Source organism: Candidatus Cardinium hertigii (genome assembly GCF_003176915.1).
GTDB lineage: Bacteria > Bacteroidota > Bacteroidia > Cytophagales > Amoebophilaceae > Cardinium > Cardinium hertigii_A.
In genome coordinates, this window is the sequence record NZ_CP029619.1 from 1 (window position 1) to 23709 (window position 23709).

The 23709-nt window shown below is 39.2% G+C and carries 13 protein-coding genes and 2 pseudogenes; 9 read left to right on the forward strand and 6 right to left on the reverse strand.

Going from position 1 to position 23709, the window contains the following annotated elements; all coding sequences use genetic code 11:
• From dnaA to DK880_RS00050, 9 genes are all read left to right on the forward strand, one after another.
• Nucleotides 1-1380, forward strand: a complete 1380-nt coding sequence (gene dnaA / locus DK880_RS00005) for a chromosomal replication initiator protein DnaA (RefSeq protein WP_109996813.1) — start codon at nucleotides 1-3, stop codon at nucleotides 1378-1380.
• A gap of 629 nt (nucleotides 1381-2009) precedes the next feature.
• Nucleotides 2010-3149, forward strand: a complete 1140-nt coding sequence (locus tag DK880_RS00010; RefSeq protein ID WP_109996814.1) for a hypothetical protein — start codon at nucleotides 2010-2012, stop codon at nucleotides 3147-3149.
• A 371-nt stretch (nucleotides 3150-3520) separates the two neighbouring features.
• Entirely contained in the window at nucleotides 3521-4618 is a 1098-nt protein-coding gene (locus DK880_RS05050; protein ID WP_162534041.1) for a hypothetical protein, read from the forward strand.
• Between the two features lie 223 nt (nucleotides 4619-4841).
• Nucleotides 4842-5045 carry a hypothetical protein gene (locus tag DK880_RS00020; protein WP_162534042.1) on the forward strand — a complete coding sequence of 68 codons (204 nt, stop codon included), beginning with the start codon at nucleotides 4842-4844 and terminating at the stop codon, nucleotides 5043-5045.
• A gap of 346 nt (nucleotides 5046-5391) precedes the next feature.
• Nucleotides 5392-6531: a hypothetical protein gene (locus DK880_RS05055; RefSeq protein ID WP_162534043.1), complete on the forward strand. Its 1140-nt coding sequence runs from the start codon at nucleotides 5392-5394 to the stop codon at nucleotides 6529-6531.
• 423 nt (nucleotides 6532-6954) lie between these two features.
• Nucleotides 6955-8271, forward strand: coding sequence for an anaerobic C4-dicarboxylate transporter family protein (locus tag DK880_RS00035; RefSeq protein ID WP_109996819.1), 1317 nt, complete (start codon nucleotides 6955-6957; stop codon nucleotides 8269-8271).
• 87 nt (nucleotides 8272-8358) lie between these two features.
• Nucleotides 8359-11049: a UvrD-helicase domain-containing protein gene (locus DK880_RS00040; RefSeq protein WP_109996820.1), complete on the forward strand. Its 2691-nt coding sequence runs from the start codon at nucleotides 8359-8361 to the stop codon at nucleotides 11047-11049.
• Between the two features lie 80 nt (nucleotides 11050-11129).
• Nucleotides 11130-11699: a TIGR01459 family HAD-type hydrolase gene (locus DK880_RS00045; RefSeq protein WP_262494597.1), complete on the forward strand. Its 570-nt coding sequence runs from the start codon at nucleotides 11130-11132 to the stop codon at nucleotides 11697-11699.
• Nucleotides 11639-11923: an HAD-IA family hydrolase gene (locus DK880_RS00050; protein WP_109996822.1), complete on the forward strand. Its 285-nt coding sequence runs from the start codon at nucleotides 11639-11641 to the stop codon at nucleotides 11921-11923. Before DK880_RS00045 ends, DK880_RS00050 begins: the two co-directional genes overlap by 61 nt.
• 339 nt (nucleotides 11924-12262) lie before the next feature.
• Here DK880_RS00050 and DK880_RS00055 read toward each other — a convergent pair whose 3' ends face one another.
• The 6 genes and pseudogenes from DK880_RS00055 to DK880_RS00080 all read right to left on the reverse strand — a co-directional run bounded on the left by DK880_RS00055 (nucleotide 12263) and on the right by DK880_RS00080 (nucleotide 23682).
• A complete protein-coding gene (locus tag DK880_RS00055) occupies nucleotides 12263-13813 on the reverse strand; it encodes a sodium:solute symporter family protein (protein WP_109996823.1) in 1551 nt (516 codons plus the stop codon).
• 256 nt (nucleotides 13814-14069) lie between these two features.
• Complete coding sequence (locus tag DK880_RS00060; RefSeq protein WP_162534044.1) at nucleotides 14070-17615, reverse strand: sodium:solute symporter family transporter; 3546 nt, start codon at nucleotides 17613-17615, stop codon at nucleotides 14070-14072.
• Nucleotides 17616-17693: 78 nt separating this feature from the next.
• Nucleotides 17694-17894 (reverse strand): annotated as a pseudogene (locus DK880_RS05625) (GNAT family N-acetyltransferase); the annotation flags it as partial.
• 479 nt (nucleotides 17895-18373) lie between these two features.
• Nucleotides 18374-21904, reverse strand: coding sequence for a sodium:solute symporter family protein (locus DK880_RS00070; protein WP_109996825.1), 3531 nt, complete (start codon nucleotides 21902-21904; stop codon nucleotides 18374-18376).
• A gap of 584 nt (nucleotides 21905-22488) precedes the next feature.
• Nucleotides 22489-22876, reverse strand: a pseudogene (locus tag DK880_RS00075) (transposase); the annotation flags it as partial.
• A 2-nt stretch (nucleotides 22877-22878) separates the two neighbouring features.
• Entirely contained in the window at nucleotides 22879-23682 is an 804-nt protein-coding gene (locus tag DK880_RS00080; RefSeq protein ID WP_109996826.1) for a glycogen/starch synthase, read from the reverse strand.
• Nucleotides 23683-23709 lie beyond the last annotated feature (27 nt).

Below are 23709 nucleotides of genomic sequence, written 5' to 3' on the forward strand. Positions count from 1 at the left end.
ATGCATACAGAGAGTAAGGTTATTTGGGATAGGTGTCTGTTGTATATTCGGAATCAGGTTAGTGAGCAAACCTATCAAACCTGGTTCACGCCTATTGTGGCGAAGCATTTTAAGGATAATGTACTGACCATTCAAGTTCCCAGTCAATTTTTTTATGAGTGGTTAGAGGAGCATCATCTATCCCTATTAAAGCAGGCGGTACGTCAAGAGTTAGGTCCTACGGGCAAATTAGCCTATGCTGTTGTTATTGACAAAGGCAATAAAAGGCAGAAACCATTACTGATAAATTTGCCTACTTATCCAGGGCCTGCTCCTCGAAGCATACCAGCTTTGGCTTCTAATAATGAATTATTACAATTAAACCCCAATTATCTTTTTGATAATTTAATAGAGGGAAGCTGCAATCAGCTTGCTAAATCTGCTGCACAAGCTGTGGCCAAACAGCCAGGTGAGACTGCTTTTAATCCACTTATGATTTATGGGGGGGTAGGGTTAGGGAAGACCCATATAGCACAAGCCATTGGTCATGCTGTTCAGTCTGCTTTTCCAGATAAAAAAATAGTTTATACTGCTTCGGAAAAGCTTACTGCGCAATTTATAGAGGCTTTGCGCGGCAACCAAATACATTCCTTTACCGCACAATATTTAACGGTGGATTTATTTATCCTAGATGATATACAATTCTTATCAGGCAAAGAAAAAACGCAAGAGTTTTTTTTCCATATTTTTAACCATTTACATCAATTAAAGAAACAGATTGTCATAACGAGTGATGCAGCACCGCGCAATTTGAAGGGATTGCAAGAGCGGCTTCTTTCTAGATTTAAATGGGGGTTGACAGCAGATTTACAACGGCCTGATTTTGAGACTCGTGTAGCCATCATAGAGAGCAAGATGATAGCAGATGGGATTACGTTTCCTTCGGATTTAATTTACTATATTGCCCAGCATGTTGATACCAATGTGCGTGAACTAGAGGGTGTATTAATTTCACTTATGGCGCATGCCTCATTGGGCAAGCAAGATCTCAATGTAGCGCTTGCTCAGCAAGTGTTGAAGCACATTGTACAGCATGCGCCTACGGTTGAAGCTACTATTGAATCCATTCAGCAGAAAGTTGCTGCAAGCTATCCTATTTCCTTGGAAGCACTTACAAGCAAGTCGCGTAAAAAAGAAAATGTAGCGGCCAGACAAGTAGCCATGCATTTAATTAAAAAGTATACTGCCCATTCCTTAAAATCCATAGGTGCTTATTTTGGAGGGAGAGATCATACGACAGTTATGCATGCTTTACAGGTAGTAGAGGAACGTTTACAAACAGATGCCCATTATGCACGGCTATATGCAGCAATTGAAGAAAAAATAAAATGCAAACAATAGCAGCGATGCAATGCTTATAGGCTGTGTTGGCATAACTATCTAAGCTATATTATATGTTTAGGCATAGGGCTATAGCGTGTAACTATTTTATATAGCTTATGCAGGCCCACTGCTCTCCCCGTTAGATGATTTGCTCAAACAAAAGTCTACATATCCTAAAACCTAGCAATAGCCAAGCGGAGCAATTAACAACTATAGGATTAAGTATATTATTATTGTTTTCGCCCTGAAAGCAAAGCTAGAAACCCTACATAGGATAGTAACAACTTAAAAGAAAGGCAACGCGGTTATTGGGTTATCAAGTGATACATAATACATAATAGATCATAACCATCCTTTATAAAAAGTTATAAATCCAGGTAACTGCTTTAAAAGATTTGTTTTAATGCATTTTATTTTTTATTTATTTATTAGGCTTATATTCTTAAATAAGGGATGGATAGTGTTTTCACGGGCTGGCTAGCTATCTATCTATGTTCTAGGATGTTAGCGTGGCTTATAGTGTGGTAGCCACTTGCATGGCTTAAGCAGCTAATCTTAGTTCTTATAGTAAGTTATATTATAACAGTTATTTGGTTGGTAAGTGTAGCCCATATGCGTGATAGGAGTAAATAAAATTCCATTATATAATGAATAATCAAGATTATTGTAGTAAAAAAGTAATTGTAGTCCGTTTATTTAGTTATTTGTTATTTTGTGGGCATTCTTGTTCATCTCCAAGTATAAGAAATAGCCAGCGCTTTGTTAGTAATGCGTTGCCTAGCAAAATAGCTGGGGAAGCTGTAGCAGTTGGGACAACTGTATCAACTGGAAAGAGCCTACCACTACCACCATCTACTCCTGTATCATCTATACAACCTTCTGGGATTTTGCTAAATAAAGCAGGTAAAAGTGCAGATAGATGTAGCGTATATCCTGCTAGTCCTGCTCCTAAGGTACTTTTCCATCATATAGCGGTTGGACCAGCTGGAGCAGCGGTATCAACTGGCAATAATGAGTTTCTATCTGAATTACCTTTAGTAGAGAAGAAAAAAGAGCTTCTTTTAAAAGAAATAGAAAATAAAAACGAAAGAGAGGGGGTAATACAGAAAAAGGGTCCTACTCTGCCACCTAAACCAACACAAAGTGATGTCACCCCTAGCAAAAGGAGAACAGAAGGGTTGCTAAGTAGTACTTCGAATAGCGCATCTCCTATTTCAAGGTTAAGTAAAGAAAACGCAGATCTACAAGCTGAATTAATAAAAGCAATGTATAAGAGACGCAATGATTCTGGTTACGATGATAGCGAAGATGACAGCGAAGATGACAGCGAAGATGACAGCGAAGATGTTTCTTTGGTTGCTATGAAAGCTACTGAAAGTGGATTAGATAATGGGAATCAGGTAAAAAATGGTGTTATTTCTAGCAAAACGGGAGCAGGAGGGGCCTCTTCTAGCCAAGTAGCTAGAGTAGTTCAAGGAAGAAGTAGTACTTCGAATAGCGCACCTCCTATTAACGCTGTGCTTAATGAACAAATAAATAATCTTTTAAGTGATATTCAAGAAGGGAAGTCCCTAAAAAAAACAAGGAGATGGAAAGTAAAAGAAAATGGAGAGGTGGAATTCGTCAAAGAAACACAGCCAAGTGAGGGGGATTCGGTCAAAGAACCACAGCCAAGTGAGGAGAATGCGATGAAGAAGATGAAGAAGACGATTAAAAAAATGCCCAGTTCTAGCGATGAAGAAGACCCTGAAGAAGAGAAACTTAGAGATGAGCGTGAATGGGATTAAAGTTAAAAATTAAAAATAGCGTAATTAGGTACTAAAATGGAAACGGGAAGCAAGAATTAACGCTATTGCAAGGTGTTCCTATGTATAAACTATACGTTAGGTAACAGCTTAAAGGATTTGTTTAATACAATTTATTTTTTACTTATTTATTAGGCTTATACTTTCTTTTAGTAAGGATGGATAGTATTTCACTGGCTTACATAGCTATCTATGTTTTAGTATGTTAGCGTGGCTTATAGTATGGTAGCTGCTTGCATAGCTTATATGCAGCTAATCTTGGTTTTTATAAAACAAGTTATACAGTTATTCAATTAACAAACGTAACCCTATAATTAATAATAATAAATAAAATAAAACAAAAACGCATTACAATGAACAACCAAGATTATTACAATAAAAAAAAAGCAATTACAGTCTGTTTATTTAGCCATTTGTTGCTGTATGCGGACGCTTGTTCGGCTCCAGCTGTAAACAAAAACGTTCTACGTACTGATCCACCTCCTAGCATAGTGGTTGGGCCGGTTAAAACAGTTGTATCAACTGAAAATAGTGTACCGCCATCTCCACCATCTCCACCATCATCAGTACCACCTTCTTCTACATCATCTGTGCAGTCTCCGAATCCTTGTTTAAGTGCAAGTAGAGGGAGCGCTTCTGCTCAATCAGCTAGTGTATACCCTAATAACCCACCCCATCTGCCGTTAATAAATAATACTTTAAGTAGTTCACCTCCTGCTGATTTGAATTTGCATCATTGTAATTGTAAGGGGAGAAACGGAAGTACACCAATAGCACCACCACCATCTTCTTCTACATCATCTGAGTGTTTAAGTACAGGTGAAGAGAGTATTTCTCTTTCTCTATCAGATGTAAATAATAATGTATCTTCTGTATCATTACCACCGCCACAACCAGTGCCATTAATATTACCACCACCACCGCCATCATCATTGATACCATCACCACCACCGCCACCATCACCTGATCAATTGCGCGTAACTAAACCTGTCATTGTAAGAATAAAAAAAACAACAACTGGTGCAAGCGGAACACCAGAAAGCATCCCCAACACAGGAGATCAAATTAAAAAAAACTCTTTGTTTCTTCAAAGCATCGGAAAAGAAGCAAAAGTATCAGCGGATAAAGCAAGAGTATCAGCGAATGAAGCAAAAAAATCAGCAGAAGCAGCAACGGAAGTAGCAGGAACAGTATCAGCAGAAGCAGCAGAAGCAGCAGAAGCAGCAGAAGCAGCAGCAAAAGCAGCAGAAGCAGCAGCAAAAGCAGAAACGGAAGCAGCAAAAGCAGCAGCAGCAGCGGAAGAAGCAAAAGAGGCAGCGGATGAAGCAGCAGCAACAAAAGCAAGAAACGCAGCGAATGAAGCAGCAGAAGCAGCAGCAGAAGCAGCAGAAGCAGCAGCAAAAGCAGCAGCAAAAGCAGCAGAAGCAGCAGCAAAAGCAGAAAGCACATAACAACGGTAAATCTAAAGATTCCTGCAGGGAACAGATAGTCAATAATACGTTGGCAAACAATGCATGAAGCTATTCGTTTTATCTCATTACATAGAATGGATAGCTTTCCCCTGCTGCCTAGCTAACTTTTATCATTCATTGCCAAAAAATAGGGATTCGTCCACTTCGTCCCTCATCCCTTCTTCTTAATAGATGTTTTCTGAATAGTAATGCTTGTTTATCATTGAAATCGATCATAGTCATGCCTTTTCGGAAAGTAAAGCTGAAAAAAGTTGTCCTACAAAATAAAGGGTGTGAAACAGGAAATGAAGGCTCTAAAAATAGCGTAGCTGTAAAGCTTATGGATAGAGTAAAAGAACATTTTCAGGGCTATACAGAAGAAGATAATTCTAGCAATGAGGAACCTATCAGACCTGATAGTGAATGAGATGATTAAGGTTAAAATTAAAATCTACCACTTTTTTGAGGTATCACCCTATAAAAGTTATAAGCTGGTGAAAGTGTAAAAACTTGTTTTAATGCGTTTTATTTCTTATTTATTTACTGTATCTGAATGTTATTTAATCATATACTTTTAAGGTAGGCTGCTAACGCTTTATGCTGGCATAGTTACATCCATGCGAATAGTAAGGGAGAGATGATAAAACAGGAGGTAACCATTTTGTATGGCTTATACCAAGCTAATTTTAGCGCTTAGTAAAGCAAGAGATTCCGTTATTGAATTAGTAAACGCAACCATGCAAGTAGCTAATTAAACAAAATTATATTATATAATGAATTCGAAAAATTTTTTTAATAAAAAAACAGTTACGATCTGTTTATTTAGTCATTTGTTGTTGTATGCTGATTCTTGTTCTTCTTCAAGTACAAAAAACAGCAAACGTTCCTCTCCCCCTCTATTTACACCACCTCCCCCTCTATTTACACCACCTACATCACCTACATCAACTTCGAAACCTTCTCCAAGTGAAGTAAATAAGTGTTCAGGTGGAGGTAGCGCATCTCCTTCTAGTTCTGTTCTTAAGGAGCCTCCTACTGCATCAGTTCATCCACCCCTTTCAACTAATGCAGCGGTATCAATTGGAAATGCTGAGGCCTCATCATTTACCCCATCTTCAAATTCTTTAGAGGGGGAGTCATCCCATATGCAGGAGAATGGTGGATCTGGATCTAATTCCTTATCAAAGCAATTAGCTTCCATAGGTGGTGCTAAAGCAAATATTACCCCTACTCCTAAAGGGGATCCTACTGCATCAGTTCATCCACCCCTTTCAACTAATGCAGCGGTATCAATTGAAAATGCTGAGCCCTCATCATCTACCCCATCTTCAAATTCTTTAGAGAGGGAGTCATCCCATATGCAGGAGAATGGTGGATCTGGATCTAATTCCTTATCAAAGCAATTAGTTCCCATAGATGGTGCTAAAGCAAATATTACCCCTACTCCTAAAGGGGAGCCTACTGCATCAGTTGATCCACCCCTTTCAACTAATGCAGCGGTATTAATTGAAAATGCTGAGCCCTCATCATCTACCTCATCTTCGGAGTCTTCTCTCAATGACAATGAAGACAATGAAAAAGTATCAGGGGAGGATGAAATGGAGAAGGCAGCATCCCCAAATACAATAACTAAGCCAAAAAGAACTTCTTGGTTGAAAGAGAACAAGTCTGTATCTTCTGAAGATACATTAAAGTCTTCTTGTGGTACAGCAAAAGGAGAAAAAATAGATAAACAAGCAGTGAAAAAACAAGAGAAAGCAGCAAAACAAGAAAGAGAAAAACAAGAGAAAGCAGCAAAACAAGAAAGAGAAAAACAAGAAAAAGCAGCAAAACAAGAAAGAGAAAAACAAGAAAAAATAGATAAAGAAGCAGAGAAAGCAGCAAAAAAGAAAGAGAAAAAAAAGAAAAAATAGATAAACAAGCAGTGAAAAAACAAGAAAAAGAAAGAGAAAAAGCAGCAAAAAAAGCAACAGCAGCAGCAGTATAAAAACGGAATAACGGTTGGTAATTCGGAAGATGTTGAAGGGAATACATAGTCAATGCTACGATACACAGCGCAGGGAGCTTCTATTCTACCTAGTTACATAGGATGAAGGAAAGCCTCCCTGCGCTTAGCTAACTTTTGTATTTAGTTGCCTATATGTTCTTTATACTACTCAATTAGGAAGATTTATAGAAATGGTTGCAAAGGGGGTTATGGTAAGATAATTATTAAAATACTTTTTTATCTTATATACGCAGCTCTTATGGAGCTGTTTTTTTATGCGCAAAGTGGAATTGGTTTTTTTGTTAGCTAAGCTGGATAGCTAGCGTTTATTATTTGTTACATTACGTAAATGTTTCTAGTAGGATTAGGGATATTGTTGCTGGCTTTGTTTCTTGGTTCTCGTCTACAGGGGATGAGTATGAGTATGATAGGAAGTCTAGGCATATTGAGCTATATGCTGCTTTTTAATGCTGTTCCAGCAGATCCGCCTTTCCCGGTTATACTTTGTATTGCTGCGGTACTTACAGCAGTAGGTACAGTAGAGGCAGCAGGTGGGTTACATTATTTGGTACAATTGGCTGAGTCATGCATCCGTAAATACCCTCAGAGAATCCTATATATTAGCCCTGCCGTAACCTATGTCATTACCTTTTTAGGTGGTACCAATCATATAGCTTATTCTATTTTACCAGTTATTGCAGAGGTATCCAAAGAAATAGGGATTCGCCCAGAGCGTCCTCTTTCCCTTTCTGTTATTGCTGCCATGCATGGTGCATTGGCTAGCCCTATATCTGCTATTATGGCTACTTTAACAGGTTTTTTAACGGGTTATGGCATAGATATGGTGACCATTTGTAAAATCTTAATTCCTTCCACTATGGGGGGAATAGGCATAGCAGCTTGCCTAATCAGTCAATTGAGCAGCAAAATGCCAGCCATGCCCGCTGCTGTGGAAAATAAAACAGCAGCTCCTACTACCCCTGTTAATCCCTCTTCTCTTGCCTGTAGCAATAGAAAAATGGCTCAAGGATCTATTCTTTTGTTTGTACTTGGGAGCCTCTCTATTCTTTTCATAAGTTCTTTTAAAACATTGCGGCCTACTTGGGAGGTAAATGCTATCCAGCTACCCCTTTCTGATGAGGTGCTTCTTTCGTTGATGATGCTGTCCACTGCCTGCCTGATCATGTTGATCTATCGTATTTCCCCCAAATCTATTATCCAAGGCAAGGCATTTATGACTGGCGTACAGGGCATGTTTTCCCTTTTGGGTACTGCTTGGTTGAGCAGTACATTTGTAAAATGTAACCAGGAAGTCTTGTTGCGGTTTGTTGAACGATATCTTTCGGAACCTTGGCAGTTTTCTATTATGCTGCTATTGATGTCTGCTTTGATGGGTAGCTCCGCAGCTACTATTAAGGCATTGTTCCCATTGGGTTTGCTATTGCAAATTCCACCCAAGATACTATTGGCTTCTGTTATAGCAGTGAATGGCATATTTATAATTCCCATTTATCCAACTATATTGGCTGCTATTCAGCTGGATACTACAGGCAGTACACGCATTGGCAGGTTCCTTTTTAACCACAGTTTTATGCTGCCAGGTTGTATTACAGTTGTAGCTGCTGTTTGTATTGCCTTTGCATTGGTTGCTACGGGAATCGTATAAGGTATAGTAGTAGATTTATGGGAAGATCTATTGTGCTGGGTAGTTCCCTAAATAGATGTTACATTGTGTTCGCAACTAATCCTATAAATGCCTATGGCTGCCCTATTGCTCTATCGTGCTTCTGCTGGTGCTGGAAAAACGCATACATTGGTAACCCAATATATCAAATGGGCTTTATGTGATACAGCTGCTTTTGAACATATTCTAGCGGTAACCTTTACAAACCAAGCTACCCGAGAGATGAAGCAACGGATTATGACCGCCCTGCATAGTCTTGCTAACGGAGAGGCTACTGCCTTGCAAAAGGAATTGTTCCATATGGGTTGGACCCATGAACCATTGCAGGTAAGAAGCAGAGAGCTCTTGTCTCGTATGGTCTATCAGTATGAGTCTTTTGCTGTTACTACAATCGATAGTTTTTTCTATAAAATTGTTCAATCATTTTCTGAAGAACTATGCCTACAACAGCATTTTGCTGTTGAAATGGATGAAGCATTAGCGCTAGAAGAAAGTGTAGCATTGCTCTTACAATCTGATCTTCCTCTCCTACAAAAATGGTTGGTTGATTTTGCTTTGGAAAATTTACTGGCGGGTAAGCGCTGGCATATAGCAGCGCAGCTCCAGCAGTTGGGGAAAACTTTGTATAAGGAATCATTTAAGTTGCATGAAAAAGCGTTACTAGCTGCCTTGGAACAGGAAGATGTATTACCCTATTTTCTAGCAGATTTGCAATCTAACTTACTTCTCTTTGAAGAAAAGATGCAGAAAACAGGTAAAAAAGCTCTTGCCTTGCTTGAACAAGAAAAGCTAGCACCGGAAGATTTTTCTTATGGGAATAAAGGTATTATAGGCTATTTCCGGAAAATAGCCCATACAAAAGATTTTGCGCCTACCAAACGTGCCCTCCTAGCTGCTACTGCTGTAGCCTCCTGGATTCCCAAAAGGACAACTAAAAATGAACAGCTCACACGGGTTATAACGGATGCGTTGCATCCTTTGCTTGTGGAGGCAATAGCGTTGTATGATACAGAAGGGATCCGTTATCGAACAGCCATAGCAGTTGCTCGTTTTGTTTATTCTTTTGGCTTAATGGCTGCTTTATTAAAAGAATTAGAACAGTACAGGCGTAGGCATAATGTATTGTTTCTATCGGATATAGCAACCCTGCTCTATCAGTTTATTCAGGAAAATGATACCCCTTTTCTGTATGAGCGAATAGGCAATAAATTCCACCATTTTCTTATAGATGAATTTCAAGATTTATCTCTTTTTCAATGGGTTAATATCAAGCCTCTTTTACTCAATAGTTTAGCTCAAGGATATGACAATTTATTAGTAGGGGATGTAAAGCAATCTATTTATCGTTGGAGGGGGAGTGATTGGAGGCTTTTAAACCATCAAGTAGAAGCAGCATTCGAGGGAACAAAAGTCCATGCGTTAAGGACCAATAGGCGTAGCCATAAAGCCATTGTATCTTTTAACAATACTTTCTTTAGTGCGGCAGCGGATCAACTGATGCGTTATCTAGAGGTTACCCTATCATCTGCTAAAGAAGCTGCTGCTCCCTTGCGTTATGAGTGGGAACAAATGAAACGGGTCTATGGAGATATCGCACAACAGCTGCTGCCTACTACACAGCAAGGAGGTTATGTAGAACTTTTATTGTTTAAATCCCATCCATTAGATACTTTAAGTAAGGAGCGCCCCAATGGGCAGCTACGCGTACAAAAAGAAATGATACATCTGTTAAAAAAATTAAAGAACAGATCTATTGCGGCTAAAGATATTGTATTACTGGTTCGAAACAATAGGGAAGCAGCGCTGGTAGAAGAGTTATGTAGGGGTTTGTACGCTGCTAGGGATGGTTATATGCCTGCACAGGCGAGGTCTTTGGTATGGGACCATGTAGCAGTCAAAGTAATAATATATGCCTTGTATTATCTTAACAGTGCGGAAGAGCTTATGCATAAGATAGCGTTGATCCAGACCTACTCTAATTACATAGGTCAGGAACCCATTAACTGGCATCATTATATAGGGAGGGGCCGTGAGGTAACAGCTATAGCAGTGGTATTGCCCAAAACTTTTTGGGATCAAAAAGCTTTTTTACAAAGTTTACCACTTTACGCTTGCGTTGAGCTGCTTATAAAAATTTTGTTTGCGGAAGAAGAAGCCTATAATGCAGTGCTAGCTTTTTTTCAAGGTATGGTTTTAGATTATTGCCATACAGCAGCGACCGATACGCTTCAAGCCTTTTTAAGTTGGTGGGAAAAACGGGGGAAAACCTTTCCATTACCAGTAAATTCGGATGAGGATATGCTACAGATAATGACCATACATCAAGCTAAAGGCTTGGAATTTAAAATAGTAATCATTCCTTTTTGTAATTGGAACTTAGATCATATACCTCAGAAAGGGCCCCTGCTATGGTGTGCTCCTTATCAGCAGGCGCCTTTTCATTATTTTCCTGTATTGCCCTTACACTATAGTGAGATGTTGAAAGCAACTTATTATGCTCAAGATTATTATCTAGAACATATGCAAGCACACTTAGATAATTTTAATTTGCTTTATGTAGCTTTTACAAGAGCCAAAGAGCAGCTTTACGTTATGGCCCCTTTACCAGAGCAGGAGGGGAAGCTGCTTACCACAGCTGATTTGATATACCGATCGTTGGTAGCATGTCCTACTGATAAGAGCGGTGGTCTTTCTGTAGTAGAAACATTGGCAGCAACGGTAGAGGAGACGCCTATAGGCATTCGGTTTTGTTTGGGATAGAGGGACCCTTCCTAACTATAAACCACTAAAGGCCCCTACACAAACTGCTACAGAAGGCCGTACAAACAGAGGCAACTGATATATGGGGTGTAATTGTAGAAGGTACACAAACTTATCCTGGTGTTGTAGAACACATTAATTACATTACTAAACATAATAAGCAAGTTTTCTTTGTTTACAATGCGCCTGTACGGAGAAGTGCTTTATTGTTTATGTTGCAATCGTGGCATCTAGCGGTTAACGAAGAGCAAATCATTACGGCAGGCAGCGTAGCTGCCCATATGATTGTAAACAGTGCAAACCTATGGGGGGTAAGGTATCCATTTATATACCATCTTCTAGAAGATATCAACTATTTAATGGATGCCGAACAAATCATGCTTACAACCAACATACATAAAGCTGATCTGTTGCTGCTCACTTTGTATTGTGACCAAACAGCTGACCTAGATTTAAATCAATGGGATCCTGTATTAGAGACTGCTAGTATAAGAAAAATTCCTATACTAGGTGCTTGTCCCGATATAGGTATTATGCAGCAAGGGGTCTATAGATATTGTGCTGGTTATTTTGCTGAAAAAGTAAAACAGTGGGGGGAGAGGTTATCTATGCAGGAAAACCTTATCCTGCTATATACCAACGTGTCTTAGATCAACTACCTGGTATACCTAAAAAACGAATCCTTATGATAGGTGATACCCTGTCTACAGACATCCTGGGTGCCAATCAAATAGGTATTGATTTAGCGCTGGTGCTAACAGGAAATGCAACGATAGTGCATAACCAGTTCCATAGCCTGGAAGATAAATTAATACAGCTTGCCAAAGCTACACAAAACATAACACTTCATTGCATTATCCAGTTAGGGGACTAGCTATACATGGATCTTTAAGTAAATTATACTAAGTGGTCGTCTCTGAAGTATTTATTACACAATAGGTTTATTTTCGGTCTACCTTTTTCTCACACTCAAATGGCAGGTTAGATTCTATTTCAATTGATCATTATATAAGTATAATCGTTCCGAGAGAGAAATTCTTAGTTATATAACAGAAATTATAACTGGTTATGTGTATATTAGGAATTTTTTTCTTGTGATAAGTCGTAGATTATGTCCAATAGCACATAGAATGATATTGCGTGTATTTCCTAAAATTCCTTGCAATAGGTTATTATTTTGAAACATAGAAAAAAATTTTGTTTATGTGTCTTTTTATATAATTTCTTTACAGTACATTCTTTTTATGCTAGGTATTCCATCCCTTTCTTGTTTACTACGTCTTGCGATTCTTGCCTTTTCCTGCTGCCTTTGCTGGTAAATCTTATCAGGAGGCACCCAGCCAGTTCCTGCTGGGTGCGGTAGTAAATAGTGGGCGGCTAGCATGGCTAAACCGTTGGCCAGCATAGAAGGAAAGGCACCATTAATAGCAGTTATCGGTTCAACACATCGGTTCCAAGCTAGGATAGCTACTATACCAGTAGCCATACCGATTAAGGCTGTACGGGAACTGCCGCGAAAGCCATACACCGACAAGAGGAAAGGGGCTGTTATAATAGGGACAGAAAAATCAAAAGCGAGATACAACAAACTTAATAAATCTCTTTTCCAAAAGACCAATAGTAGGGCACATACACCTATTATTAAGACGGTTAATCTAGCTAACACAAGTTTATGTTTATCTGTTAGCACTTTGGTAGTTTGTATATTACCTACTATATCATGGCTTACCATAATGGAACCTATATTTAACATAGAATCAGCTGTAGACATGGCCATAGCTAGTATGCTAATCGCAATAAGTCCTTTAAAAATAACGGGAAGGGTTTCAAATATATAGGGCCAAACTTGATCTTTGTATAATGTAGGCATCTTTACAAAAAGTAACAGTGCTATTAAAGTTATAAACCCTTTTATTACCATAGCAAAAGTACTAGAATACAAGAATAATTTTCTAGCCTGTATAGGTGAAGAGGCCATATAAATTCTTTGTATGGTGATAGGGTCTATAAAAGTGGTTAGATTAGTTAAAAACAATGCAGCTATCCCCAATAGTTTATCCATATACAAGCAGCTATTCAACTGAAATTTGGGTTCCTTGTGCAAAATGGAGATTACTTGCACCATTGACTTGTTGGTTATTTTAAATATAAACCAAACTAGCAAGGGGATAATAGCCGTAAAAGTTATAAACTGTAGTACATCCGTAAAAGTAACGGAACGAATGCCCCCAAACATGGAATACGTGATCAGTATAAAAGCAGCTATAACCGTAACGGTCTTTTGCATCGCCTCTATATTACCGCTATCACTTAAGCCTATACATTGCTTAATGGCTGTCTCCATAGCAATGATTTGTGCAGCTAAATAAAATATATGGCATACGATAGAACTTAAAGCGGTGATAAACCTGGGTTTATTGCCATAGACGCTACCTATACTTTCTGCTAGAGAGAGATGCTGCATAAAAGGCCCCATACGCAATAGTAAAGGACTGAGCAGCCAGTAGCCAAGAGCAGTGGAAAGGAAGAATAGAATCCAGGAAAATCCCTGTATATAAGTCTCTTCTACGCAACGCAATAATCCTCCTCCCCCAAAGTCAGTAGCCAAGAGAGTAGCCACCAGCGTAGCCGTAGCAAATTGCTTATTGCCTATGGCATATTCCCGAAAAGTGGTTACTCTCCTACTGTAATACAATCCTACTACTAAGGTCAGTAGCAGAAAAGCCATTACCATTACAAGGGGTAAATTATTGAATAGTGTCATTGTGAATAACAAAAAATTAGTTTTGTACAGCTATAGCCTATGATACAACAACTATAGCTCAACCACAGCTAAGTATACAATATATAAAGCTATAAAACCAAGTTATTTACATTTATGTATCAATATTGTTTCAAAAAGAACCTTCTACACTAGCCGTTACATCAGGTAATGCACATTAATTGTATGGTATTATACAATAATAATGTAAAAAAGCATGACCGAAATTATAATATAAGGTATATACCTTAAAAAGCCATCAAGGCTTCATCCCTCCTTCAGGTTCTGTAGGCTTATTACCAGCCAATGCTTCCTCCGCTGCCTGCTTCAAGAGGATCGCCATGCCTGGTTCTCCATAGCGCTGGGCCAGCTCCACATCAATGGTTAAGCTTTCTTTGGCCATGGCTTGTACAACGGCAGGATCTTTGTAACCGAAAGCATGCTTTAAATCATATAACCGCTCTGCCAGCTTCACATAGAGTACAGAAATATGTTCTTTTTGCAAGGATTCCTTAAAGCGGTTAACAATAGCCAACAATGATTCCTCTAAACGCTTCCGGCTATCGATAGCGATTGTATTTTCTACAAAGCAGTAGACGATTAGGGGATAATTGGCTTTGATATAGGAAAGCGGCAGTCTGGTATAGCGGACCAAATCATACAGCAGCGTCGCATAAACCAGTTTAGCATGGCCATCTGTCCAGGCAGCTACCCACTCAGCAATCGCTACGGCTCGTACATAAAAAAGCTGCCCCGATGCATGCCGTTTAAACCCATAGCAGCGCCGCAGTAAGAGCAGTATCTCTGCAATAAGGAAAGAATCTATACTTTCAAAGGAACGCACCCAATCATGAAAAGCGGACAGTTGTGCGAGCGATGCGGTCTTTTCATGGGGCGTAATAGACGCTTCCTCCTGCGTACCCGCTTCCCTCGGCAAGGAAAGTGCTAGCATCTCCTCTCTTACTTGGGTTACATCTAGGGGGAGTAGGCAGACCAGCTGCTCTGCATGGGGCCATAGCAAAAGCCCATAGTGCGCATACACAATCGATGCTAACTTTTCTTTGTGTAGGTTTACCTTTTGCGGAGATAGGGCAGAAACCACCGGTTGGGTAACGGCAGGACCTTCCACGTCATATATGGTTTGTAAGATAGGCAGGGGGATCTGTTTATTTTCTGTATGTACTACCAACGCCAATGCAGGGAAAGTAATACAATCAGGGGATTCTTTTTCTTCAAGCGGTTCTCTTTTTTTGTAGCGCAGTTGGGTAGACTGCAGCTGTAACGTAATAGTGGAACGAAAGGAAACGCTGGATTGCCTTACATGATTAAGGGCCAGGAAGAGAAGCCGTACCAACTGTTCCCTATCGCCTAGCAGCGTATCGGGTATATTTACGGATTCCTCTATCCATAAACCAGGTAAGTAGCCTTTTTCTTTTTGGTAGGCTACCTCTCCTGCATCGATAAGCGCTTCTAATGGGATAGCAGTCGGTTGTAAAAGAAGCTGGTCCTGGCGTTTGGCCCGCTGCTTTAAATAGTAGGCCCATTCTGCAAATTTATCTAGGATGCTTTGGAAGTCTTCCTTAAGGAAGGGAGTGGTACTATCTACAAAGGCAATAGATTGCGTAACATTTTGGATGGCTTTTTCTAAAATAGTTCCCTCCTGGGCTAAGGTGCTTTGGGAAGAAGCAATAGGCAGCTCTTCGCTATAGGCTAGCTTTTTTAGTTCGTAGGCTTCTTGTGTAGCTTGTTTCTGCAGGAAATAAAGATTACGGGATTCTTTTTGTATAATACTATTTTTTGCCCAAACACTGATCATTAAAAGCAGTAAGCCAAACCCTAGTATAGACAATAATAGTGTGAGGGAAGGGCATATTACCGTTGCTTTACAACAGCAAATAGCTATTAGCATACCCCCTGCCGTAATAGCTAGCGCTCTTAGGCTCCAATAGAACGGAAGTGTCCACAATAGAACTGTTCCATGGGTAAAAAATAAAAGGAAGGGGACTAAAAGTGTTTGGCATAGGAAGCAGCTAAAGAGAAGATGGAGCGGGAATCCAACTAACAAACTAAAAAACCAACAGATCCCTATTGCCCTATCTGAGATTTTATTAGCAAAAAAGGCTACATAGCCTATATGAGCAACCCCTAACATAAAAAAGGGGATACATGCCCATACTGTCTTTGTTTGCCCGTTGTAATAACAGCTGCTAACTAAGCTAGTTATAATAAGATAAACCCCTACAAATACAGTTGTAATGGCATTCGGTTTCAGCTTGGCTAAATGTTCTTTTGTAAAAAAAATGGCACGTTCTTTTTTATTACGCTTCGCAATTCTTTGCTTTTCTTGTTGCTTTTGTAGATAAATTTTATCAGGAGGCACCCAGCCGGTTCCTACTGGTTGCGGTAATAGGTAGTGGGCGGCTAACATGGCTAAACCGTTGGCCAGCATGCACAAGAAAGCGCCGTTGATACCTGTTGTAGGTTCAATCCACCGATTCCAAGCTAGAATAGTGCCTATACCAGTTGCCATCCCGATTAACGCTGTACGGGAACTTCCGCGAAAACCATACACAGCCAAGAGAAAAGGAGCGGTTACAATCGGCACAAAAAAATCAATTACTAAACACAATAATTCTAATAAGTTATTATGCTTAAAGGCCAAGAACATAGCAGTTAAACCTACTATAACAGTAGTACATCTGGCCAAGAGCAAGGGAGATATAACAGGCATCCTTCTTATATTTTGTAAGCTTGCATATACATCATGACTGACTATAACGGAACAAGCATTCAAATCAGAATCAGCCGTAGACATAGACATAGCCAATAAGCTAATAGCAAGGAATCCTTTAAAGAAGGGCGGAATATGTTGCATGATATAGGTCCAGATTTCTGTGCTGGGCAAAGTAGGAGCAGCTATAAAAGCAGCTATACCAATTAAAATAGTACAAATTGTTATAATTAAACTAAAAATGCTAACATAACGGCAAACCCGTTGTGCCTGTATCACATCTGAAGCCATATAAATACGCTGTATATTAGAATGTTCCATATATACTACTAAAAGCGATAAAGCCATGGAAATAATAGAGATTAGGCTGGTATTACAATGGAATAAACTGCTTAATTGAAATTGTGTTTGACTCTGTAAAAAAGGAATGGTATCGGCAAAGGGCTTGTCGATTTTTTGGATCATGAAGATCGCTAAAAAAGGAATGATCAGTGTAAAAGTTATAAACTGTAGTACATCCGTAAAGGTAACGGAAGAAATCCCTCCAAAACAAGAATAGAAGATTAAAACGAAGGTAGTGAATAGTGTCAGATATTGTATAGTTTGCGGAGCACATGATTGCATGCACATTGCAATTGCTTTAGAGATTACGGTAATTTGAATAGATATTCCAGCAATAGAATTACAGATACAAGATAAAGCCGTAACTATTCTAGGATAGGTACCATATACACTGCCTATCGTCTCAGGCATGGAGAGATGCTGCATAAAGGGCCCCATGCGCAATACCAAACGGCTAAGCAATAAGAAGGGAAGACTGGTTGATAAAGCTATAAATATCCAGTCAATACCTCGACTGTGAATTTCTTCTACATCTAGTGGCATATCGTCCCCTCCAAATTTAGTAGCTAGCATGGTAGCTACTAAAGCAGCTGTGGCAAATTTTTTATTACCTACTGCGTATTCCCGTAGCGTAGTTGTTTTTTTATGAAAATAAATACCTACTGCTAGCGTCAATAGCAAGAAGGCTATGACCATAAGCAAAGGAACGTTATGGTATAATAATGCAATCATAATTTTTTCATTAAATACATACAACTGGATTGGTTGGTATAGCCATGCCTTTCAAAATCGACCATATAGCCAAGTTTTTCATAAAATTTTTGTGCGCCTAACAAGCGCATGGGTAGCAACCGTTAGCATACTACATTGTTCTTTACGCCCCAGTAGCTCTACTTGTTCCATTAATTGTCGACCTAACCCTTGACCCCGATAGATAGGGTCGACCCATAGTTGGTCAATGTACAGCAAGCCAAATATCCGAAGCCCATTTAACCCAGCTATAATTGACTCATGTTTAGCCTTCTTTACAAAAAAGCAAAAGGAGTAATGGCTTGAAACGGATGGGCCTCCTGATTAAGCCGATCGGTTAAAAAGTCAACATCTGCATGGCTTGGACAAGAGGTGTAGGTTATTTCCATATTTTGTTCTCTTTGTTTTATATTTAAGAAGTAAACGGGATTGTAATAAACAGCTTACTTCCTAGCGCATATGTCCATAAGATAATCACTTCCCTTAAATTTATATTCATATATAAAAAATGTTATAAAAACTGAATGAAGATAAAAAGTTTTATATAGAAATGTTAGACAGCTTATGTTTTGGTTAGGAAGGAAAAAGCCAATATTTAATATGTTTTAATTTAAATAATAAGTGGTTTATTTTGTTTATGTGTCTTTTTATATAATTTCTTTACAGTACATTCTTTTTATGCTAGGTATTCCATTTTTCTATGAACAAGTAGCAATTCCTGAAGTATACGCAATAATTCCTCAAACAGGTTCTGTAGGCTTATTACCAGCCAATACTTCCTCCGCTGCCTGCTTCAAGAGGATCGCCATGCCTGGTTCTCCATAGCGCTGGGCCAGCTCCACATCAATGGTTAAGCTTTCTTTGGCCATGGCTTGTACAACGGCAGGATCTTTGTAACCGGAAGCCTGTTTTAAATCGTATAGCCGCTCTGCCAGCTTCACATAGAGTACAGAAATATGCTCTTTTTGCAAGGATTCCTTCAAGCGGTTGGTAATAGCCAGCAGCGATTCCTCTAAACGCTCCCGGCTGTCTATAGCGATTACATTCTCTACAAAACAGTACACCCCCATATTATAATTACCTTTGATATAGGAAAGCGGCAGTCTGGTATAGCGGACCAAATCATACAGCAGCGTCGCATAAACCAGTTTAGCATGGCCATCTGTCCAGGCAGCTACCCACTCAGCAATCCCTACGGCCCGTACATAAAAAAGCTGCCCCGATGCATGCCGTTTAAATCCATAGCAGCGCCGCAGTAAGAGCAGTACTTCTGCAATAAGGAAAGGATCTATACTTTCAAAGGAAGGAATCCAATCATGAAACGACGACAATGTTGCTAATGATGCGGTCTTTTCATGGGGCGTAATAGAGGCTTCCTCTTGGGTACCGGCTTCCCTCGGTAAGGAAAGTGCTAGCATCTCCTCTCTTACTTGGGTTACATCTAGGGGGAGTAGGCAGACCAGCTGTTCTGCATGGGGCAACAACAGAAGCCCATAGTGCGCATGCACAATCGATGCTAAATTTTCTTTGCGAAGGTTTACCATTTGCGGAGATACAAAAGGATCCATTGGTTGGGTAGTGGAAGCGTCTTCTACGTCATATATTGCTTGTAGGGTAGATAGGGGGATGTTTTTATTTTCTGTACGCAATACCAAAGCCAACGCAGGAAAAGAGATACAATCAGGGGCTCCATCCGCTTCAAGCGGTTCTCTTTTTTTGTAGCGCAATTGGGTAGGCTGCAGCTGTAGGGTAATAAGGGAGCGCGGAGAAACGCTGGATTGCTTTACATAGCTAAAGGCTAGGAAGAGAAGGCGTACCAACTGCTCCCTATCGCCTAGCATGGTATCGGGTATATTTACGGCTTCCTCTATCCATAAACGGGGTAAGTAGCCTTTTTCTTTTTGGTAGACTACCTCTCCTGCATCGATGAGTTCCACTAACGGGATAGCAGTCGGTTGTAAAAGGAGCTGGTCTTGGCGTTTAGCCCGCTGCTTTAAATAGAATGCCCATTCTGCAAATTTATCTAGGATGCTTTGAAAGTCTTCTTTGAGAAAGGGGGTAGTACTGTCTACAAAGGCAATAGATTGCGTAACATTTTGGATGGCTTTTTCTAAAATAGTTCCCTCCTGGGCTAAGGTATTTTGGGGAGAAGCAGTAGGGAGTTCTTCACTATAGGCTAATTTTTTTAGTTCATAGGCTTCTTGTGTAGCTTGTTTTTGCAAAAAATAGGCCACCCGTTCTTGTTGAATCCTATTTTGTTTTTTTAAATACACAACTGACATTACTAGAAATGAGCCCACTCCTACCAGAGGCAATACTATCATAGGATCAGGCCATACTACCGTTGCTTTACAACAGCAAATAGCTATTAGCATACCCCCTGCCGTAATAGCTAGTGCTCTTAGGCTCCAATAGAAGGGAAGTGTCCACAATAGAACCGTTCCATGGGTAAAAAATAAAAGGAAGGGGACTAAAAGTGTTTGGCATAGGAAGCAGCTAAAGAGAAGATGGAGCGGGAATCCAACTAATACACTTATAAACCAATATTTGCCTATTGTCCAATCTGAAATTTTGTTATTTTCCTTCAAGAAGGCTACATAACCTATATACCCAACCCCTAGCATATAAAAGGGAAGGCATTGCCATACTGTCTTTGTTTGCGCGTTGTAGTAACAGCTGCTAACTAAGCTAGTTATAATAAGATAAACCCCTACAAATACAGTTGTAATGGCATTCGGTTTTAGCTTAGCTAAATTTTCTTTTGTAAAAAAAATGGCACGTTCTTTTTTATTACGCTTCGCGATTCTTTCCTTTTCCTGTTGCCTCTGTAGGTAAATTTTATCAGGAGGTACCCATCCGCTTCCTGCTGGTTGCGGCAATAGATAGTGGGCGGCTAGCATGGCTAAGCCGTTGGCTAACATACAAAAGAAAGAACCATCCACCGCAGCTATTGGTTTTATCCATTTATGCCAAGCTAAAATAGAAAATATACCCGTAATCATACCTATTAATGCTGTCCGGGAACTGCTACGCAATCCATATATCGCCAATACATAGGGAGCAGTAATGACAGGGAGAGAGAAAGCAAAAGTTAATTGAAGCAAGTGTAACAAATTTTTATATTTAAGCGCTACCATCATGCCAAAAATACCTACTATGATAGAGGTAACCCTTGTTAGTGCAAGCGAGTGCCTACTAAAAAATTTTCGGAAGATTGCATAATGTTGGAAACTGCCCATTATGTCATGACTAACTATAACAGCACAAACATTTAATTTAGAATCAGCCGTAGACATAGCCATAGCTAATAAACTAATGGCTACCAGCCCTTTAAAAAAGGGAGGTATGTGTCCCATGATATAATGCCAGACATTATTTTGTGATAAGCTTGGATCCGAGATAAAAGTTGTTATGGCTAGGATGACTATAGTAAATTTTATGATAAAGTAGAGGATCCCAGTATAAAAAAAAACATTATTTGCCTGGCGAGGAGTAGCGCACATGTAGGCTCGTTGGATAGCCGTAGGTGTAACATAAGACATCAATCCAGCTAAAAACAACCCTATCATAATCAATAGTTTTTTATCAAAATGAAATACGGTGCTCAAACGGAATTTTTCTTCTTTTTGTAAGAGCGTAATAATTTCTGTTACGGACTTCCCTGTTTGCTTAAACATAAAGAAAGCTAAAAAAGGTATTACAATCGCAAAGGTTAAAAATTGTAATACGTCCGTAAAAGTAACAGAACGAATCCCCCCACTTGTAGAGTAAGTAATTAAAATTATAGTAGCAACAATGGTATGCATGCTGTGTTCTTCCAGGTTTAAACACATGGCAAACGAACGAGCTACAATATTGGTTTGAATAGCAAAACTGGCAACATAAGTGCAAATGGTAGATAAAGCTGTTAAAATACGTGGCCATTTACCAAATACACTACCTACAGTTTCTGGCATGGACAAATGCTGCATAAAAGATTCCATCCGTAATGCCAATGGGTTAAGCATCCAGATGCCAAAGCCAGAAAATAATGATTTTACTATCCAGTATAAACCAAAATAATGTATACACTCTACCGTCCTTACCAATCCACCTCCACCATAAGCAGTAGCCAACATAGTTGCCACCAATGCAGCAGTAGTAAAGTCCTTATTGCCTACTGCATATTCCCGCAAAGTAGTTACTTTCCTACTGTAATAGAGTCCTACTGCTAGGGTCAGCAGCAGAAAAGTTACTGTCATTACAAGTGGTAAATTATTCCATAGTGTCATTATGAATAATAAATAGTTTATTCACATTGTACAGCTATAGCTTGTTATACAACAACCATAGCTTACCTACCCATAAGTATACAATATAATGTAGGGCTATACAACTAGCTATTCTATATTTATGTATAAAAATTGTTGCAAAAGCCTATTATCCAATCTTGGATTTGTTATTTAGTTATTTTGCCATTAAAATAAACTGCATAGGCAACTCCCTAGACATACAACAGGGAAGGCATCGCCCAAAATATTTTACTTTCCAGCTATATATAATTAAACTAACTATAACCAGATAAACCCTACAAATACAGCTGTAATAACATTGGGTTTAAGTTTTGCTAAATTTTTTTTGTAAAAACAGCCCGTTCTTTTTTATTACGAGACCGTTGTGATAAATCGATAAAATAATTTTTTATATGTTTCTACGCTTATTAGGTTTGATTTTTGATGTTATAGGGCTAGGTATTTTTATTATTTATTGATTTTTAGAATTTTTAATCCATTTTGGATAGACCATCTCCCTAAATACCGCTTACTATACTATTAGGAGCCCTGTATAAGTTGTAGGCTATTGCTTCCATAAGCTATTGCGTATGGGTTTTAGCAAGGCCTATATAACGGATTCCTGAACTACGGAACCAACTTGTCAATGCTTCCAAAGAGACGTTCTACCTTATAACGTCTCTTTGCTACCAGTTTATTAAATCGTTTAGCAGTAGGTGATAAGGGGCGTTGCAGGGCTACTTTATTCAACAAAACCTGTACATAACTACTATCATGGCTAGAGGCTTTTATGGTACTGACTGCTAGAACCAATCCTTCTTTACTTTCCACAAGAAGATGGCTCTTATCGCCATAGTAAAGTGTATGTCCTTTTTTTGTCCAATTTGCTTCTGCATCTACTCCTTTTTGATAACTTTCGGATACGGTTATAGTGTCATTTTCATGCAGGTCATAGCTTTTTTTGCCTTTGGGGGCTACTCCCCTAAGAGCTCATGGTATAATGCAAGACAGCGCGCACTATACTGCTCGTCATTTGGCACCAGCAGGCATGCTTGAGCTTTGGGTAATTTTTTAAATTCAGCTTCATTAAGCATTTCCCCACGCAATACCAGATCGGAATATTGCATGGCCAGCTCTATTATGTTACAAAAATTACCTGTAGCTAGTAATGCCATATCTTCTACTGAAATGCCTATTTTTTCTATTCTGTTGGCTAATAGAGGAAAATGATTGGAATAAGTCGTATTGTAAAGTGTGGTGATAAGCTTTGCTTTTGTAAAAAGAGCATGCTGCTGGTATAATTTTTTCCAAAAAAGAGGCAGTAAGCTAGTAATCCAACCATGACAATGTACAACATCTGCTTCCCATTCCAGTTTTTTAAGGGTTTCCATAACCCCCATGCAGAAAAAAATCATACGTAAATCATTGTCTGCAAAAAAATAGTTGGAAGCATCTTGGAATACCGCTTTTCTACACCCAAATAAAACTTCATTATCCACAAAGTAAACTTGTAGGCGTACATTAGGTATCGTACTTACTTTTACTGTAATAGCATACGCCGCAGCATCTATGGAAACAATATTGCCCGATAAGCGCAATACTTCATGTAGCCTATTTAAACGGTCATGGATGACACCAAACTTAGGTACTATAATGCGAACATCAAGCTGCTTGTGCTGCATGGCTTCTGGAAGCTTACGCAGACAACTTGCTATAAGAGAAGTTTCCAAAAAAGGAGCAACTTCACTGGCAACATATAGTATCCTTTGTAGAGACATAATCGTAAGTTTAGCTACAGCAATAGC

Bases quoted from the DNA above. Each gene is read 5' to 3' on its own strand.
- dnaA (WP_109996813.1), top strand. From the start codon at position 1: ATGCATACAGAGAGTAAGGTTATTTGGGATAGGTGTCTGTTGTATATT.
- DK880_RS00010 (WP_109996814.1), top strand. From the start codon at position 2,010: ATGAATAATCAAGATTATTGTAGTAAAAAAGTAATTGTAGTCCGTTTA.
- DK880_RS05050 (WP_162534041.1), top strand. From the start codon at position 3,521: ATGAACAACCAAGATTATTACAATAAAAAAAAAGCAATTACAGTCTGT.
- DK880_RS05055 (WP_162534043.1), top strand. From the start codon at position 5,392: ATGAATTCGAAAAATTTTTTTAATAAAAAAACAGTTACGATCTGTTTA.
- DK880_RS00035 (WP_109996819.1), top strand. From the start codon at position 6,955: ATGTTTCTAGTAGGATTAGGGATATTGTTGCTGGCTTTGTTTCTTGGT.
- DK880_RS00040 (WP_109996820.1), top strand. From the start codon at position 8,359: ATGCCTATGGCTGCCCTATTGCTCTATCGTGCTTCTGCTGGTGCTGGA.
- DK880_RS00055 (WP_109996823.1), bottom strand. From the start codon at position 13,813: ATGACACTATTCAATAATTTACCCCTTGTAATGGTAATGGCTTTTCTG.
- DK880_RS00060 (WP_162534044.1), bottom strand. From the start codon at position 17,615: ATGATTGCATTATTATACCATAACGTTCCTTTGCTTATGGTCATAGCC.
- DK880_RS00070 (WP_109996825.1), bottom strand. From the start codon at position 21,904: ATGACACTATGGAATAATTTACCACTTGTAATGACAGTAACTTTTCTG.
- DK880_RS00080 (WP_109996826.1), bottom strand. From the start codon at position 23,682: ATGTCTCTACAAAGGATACTATATGTTGCCAGTGAAGTTGCTCCTTTT.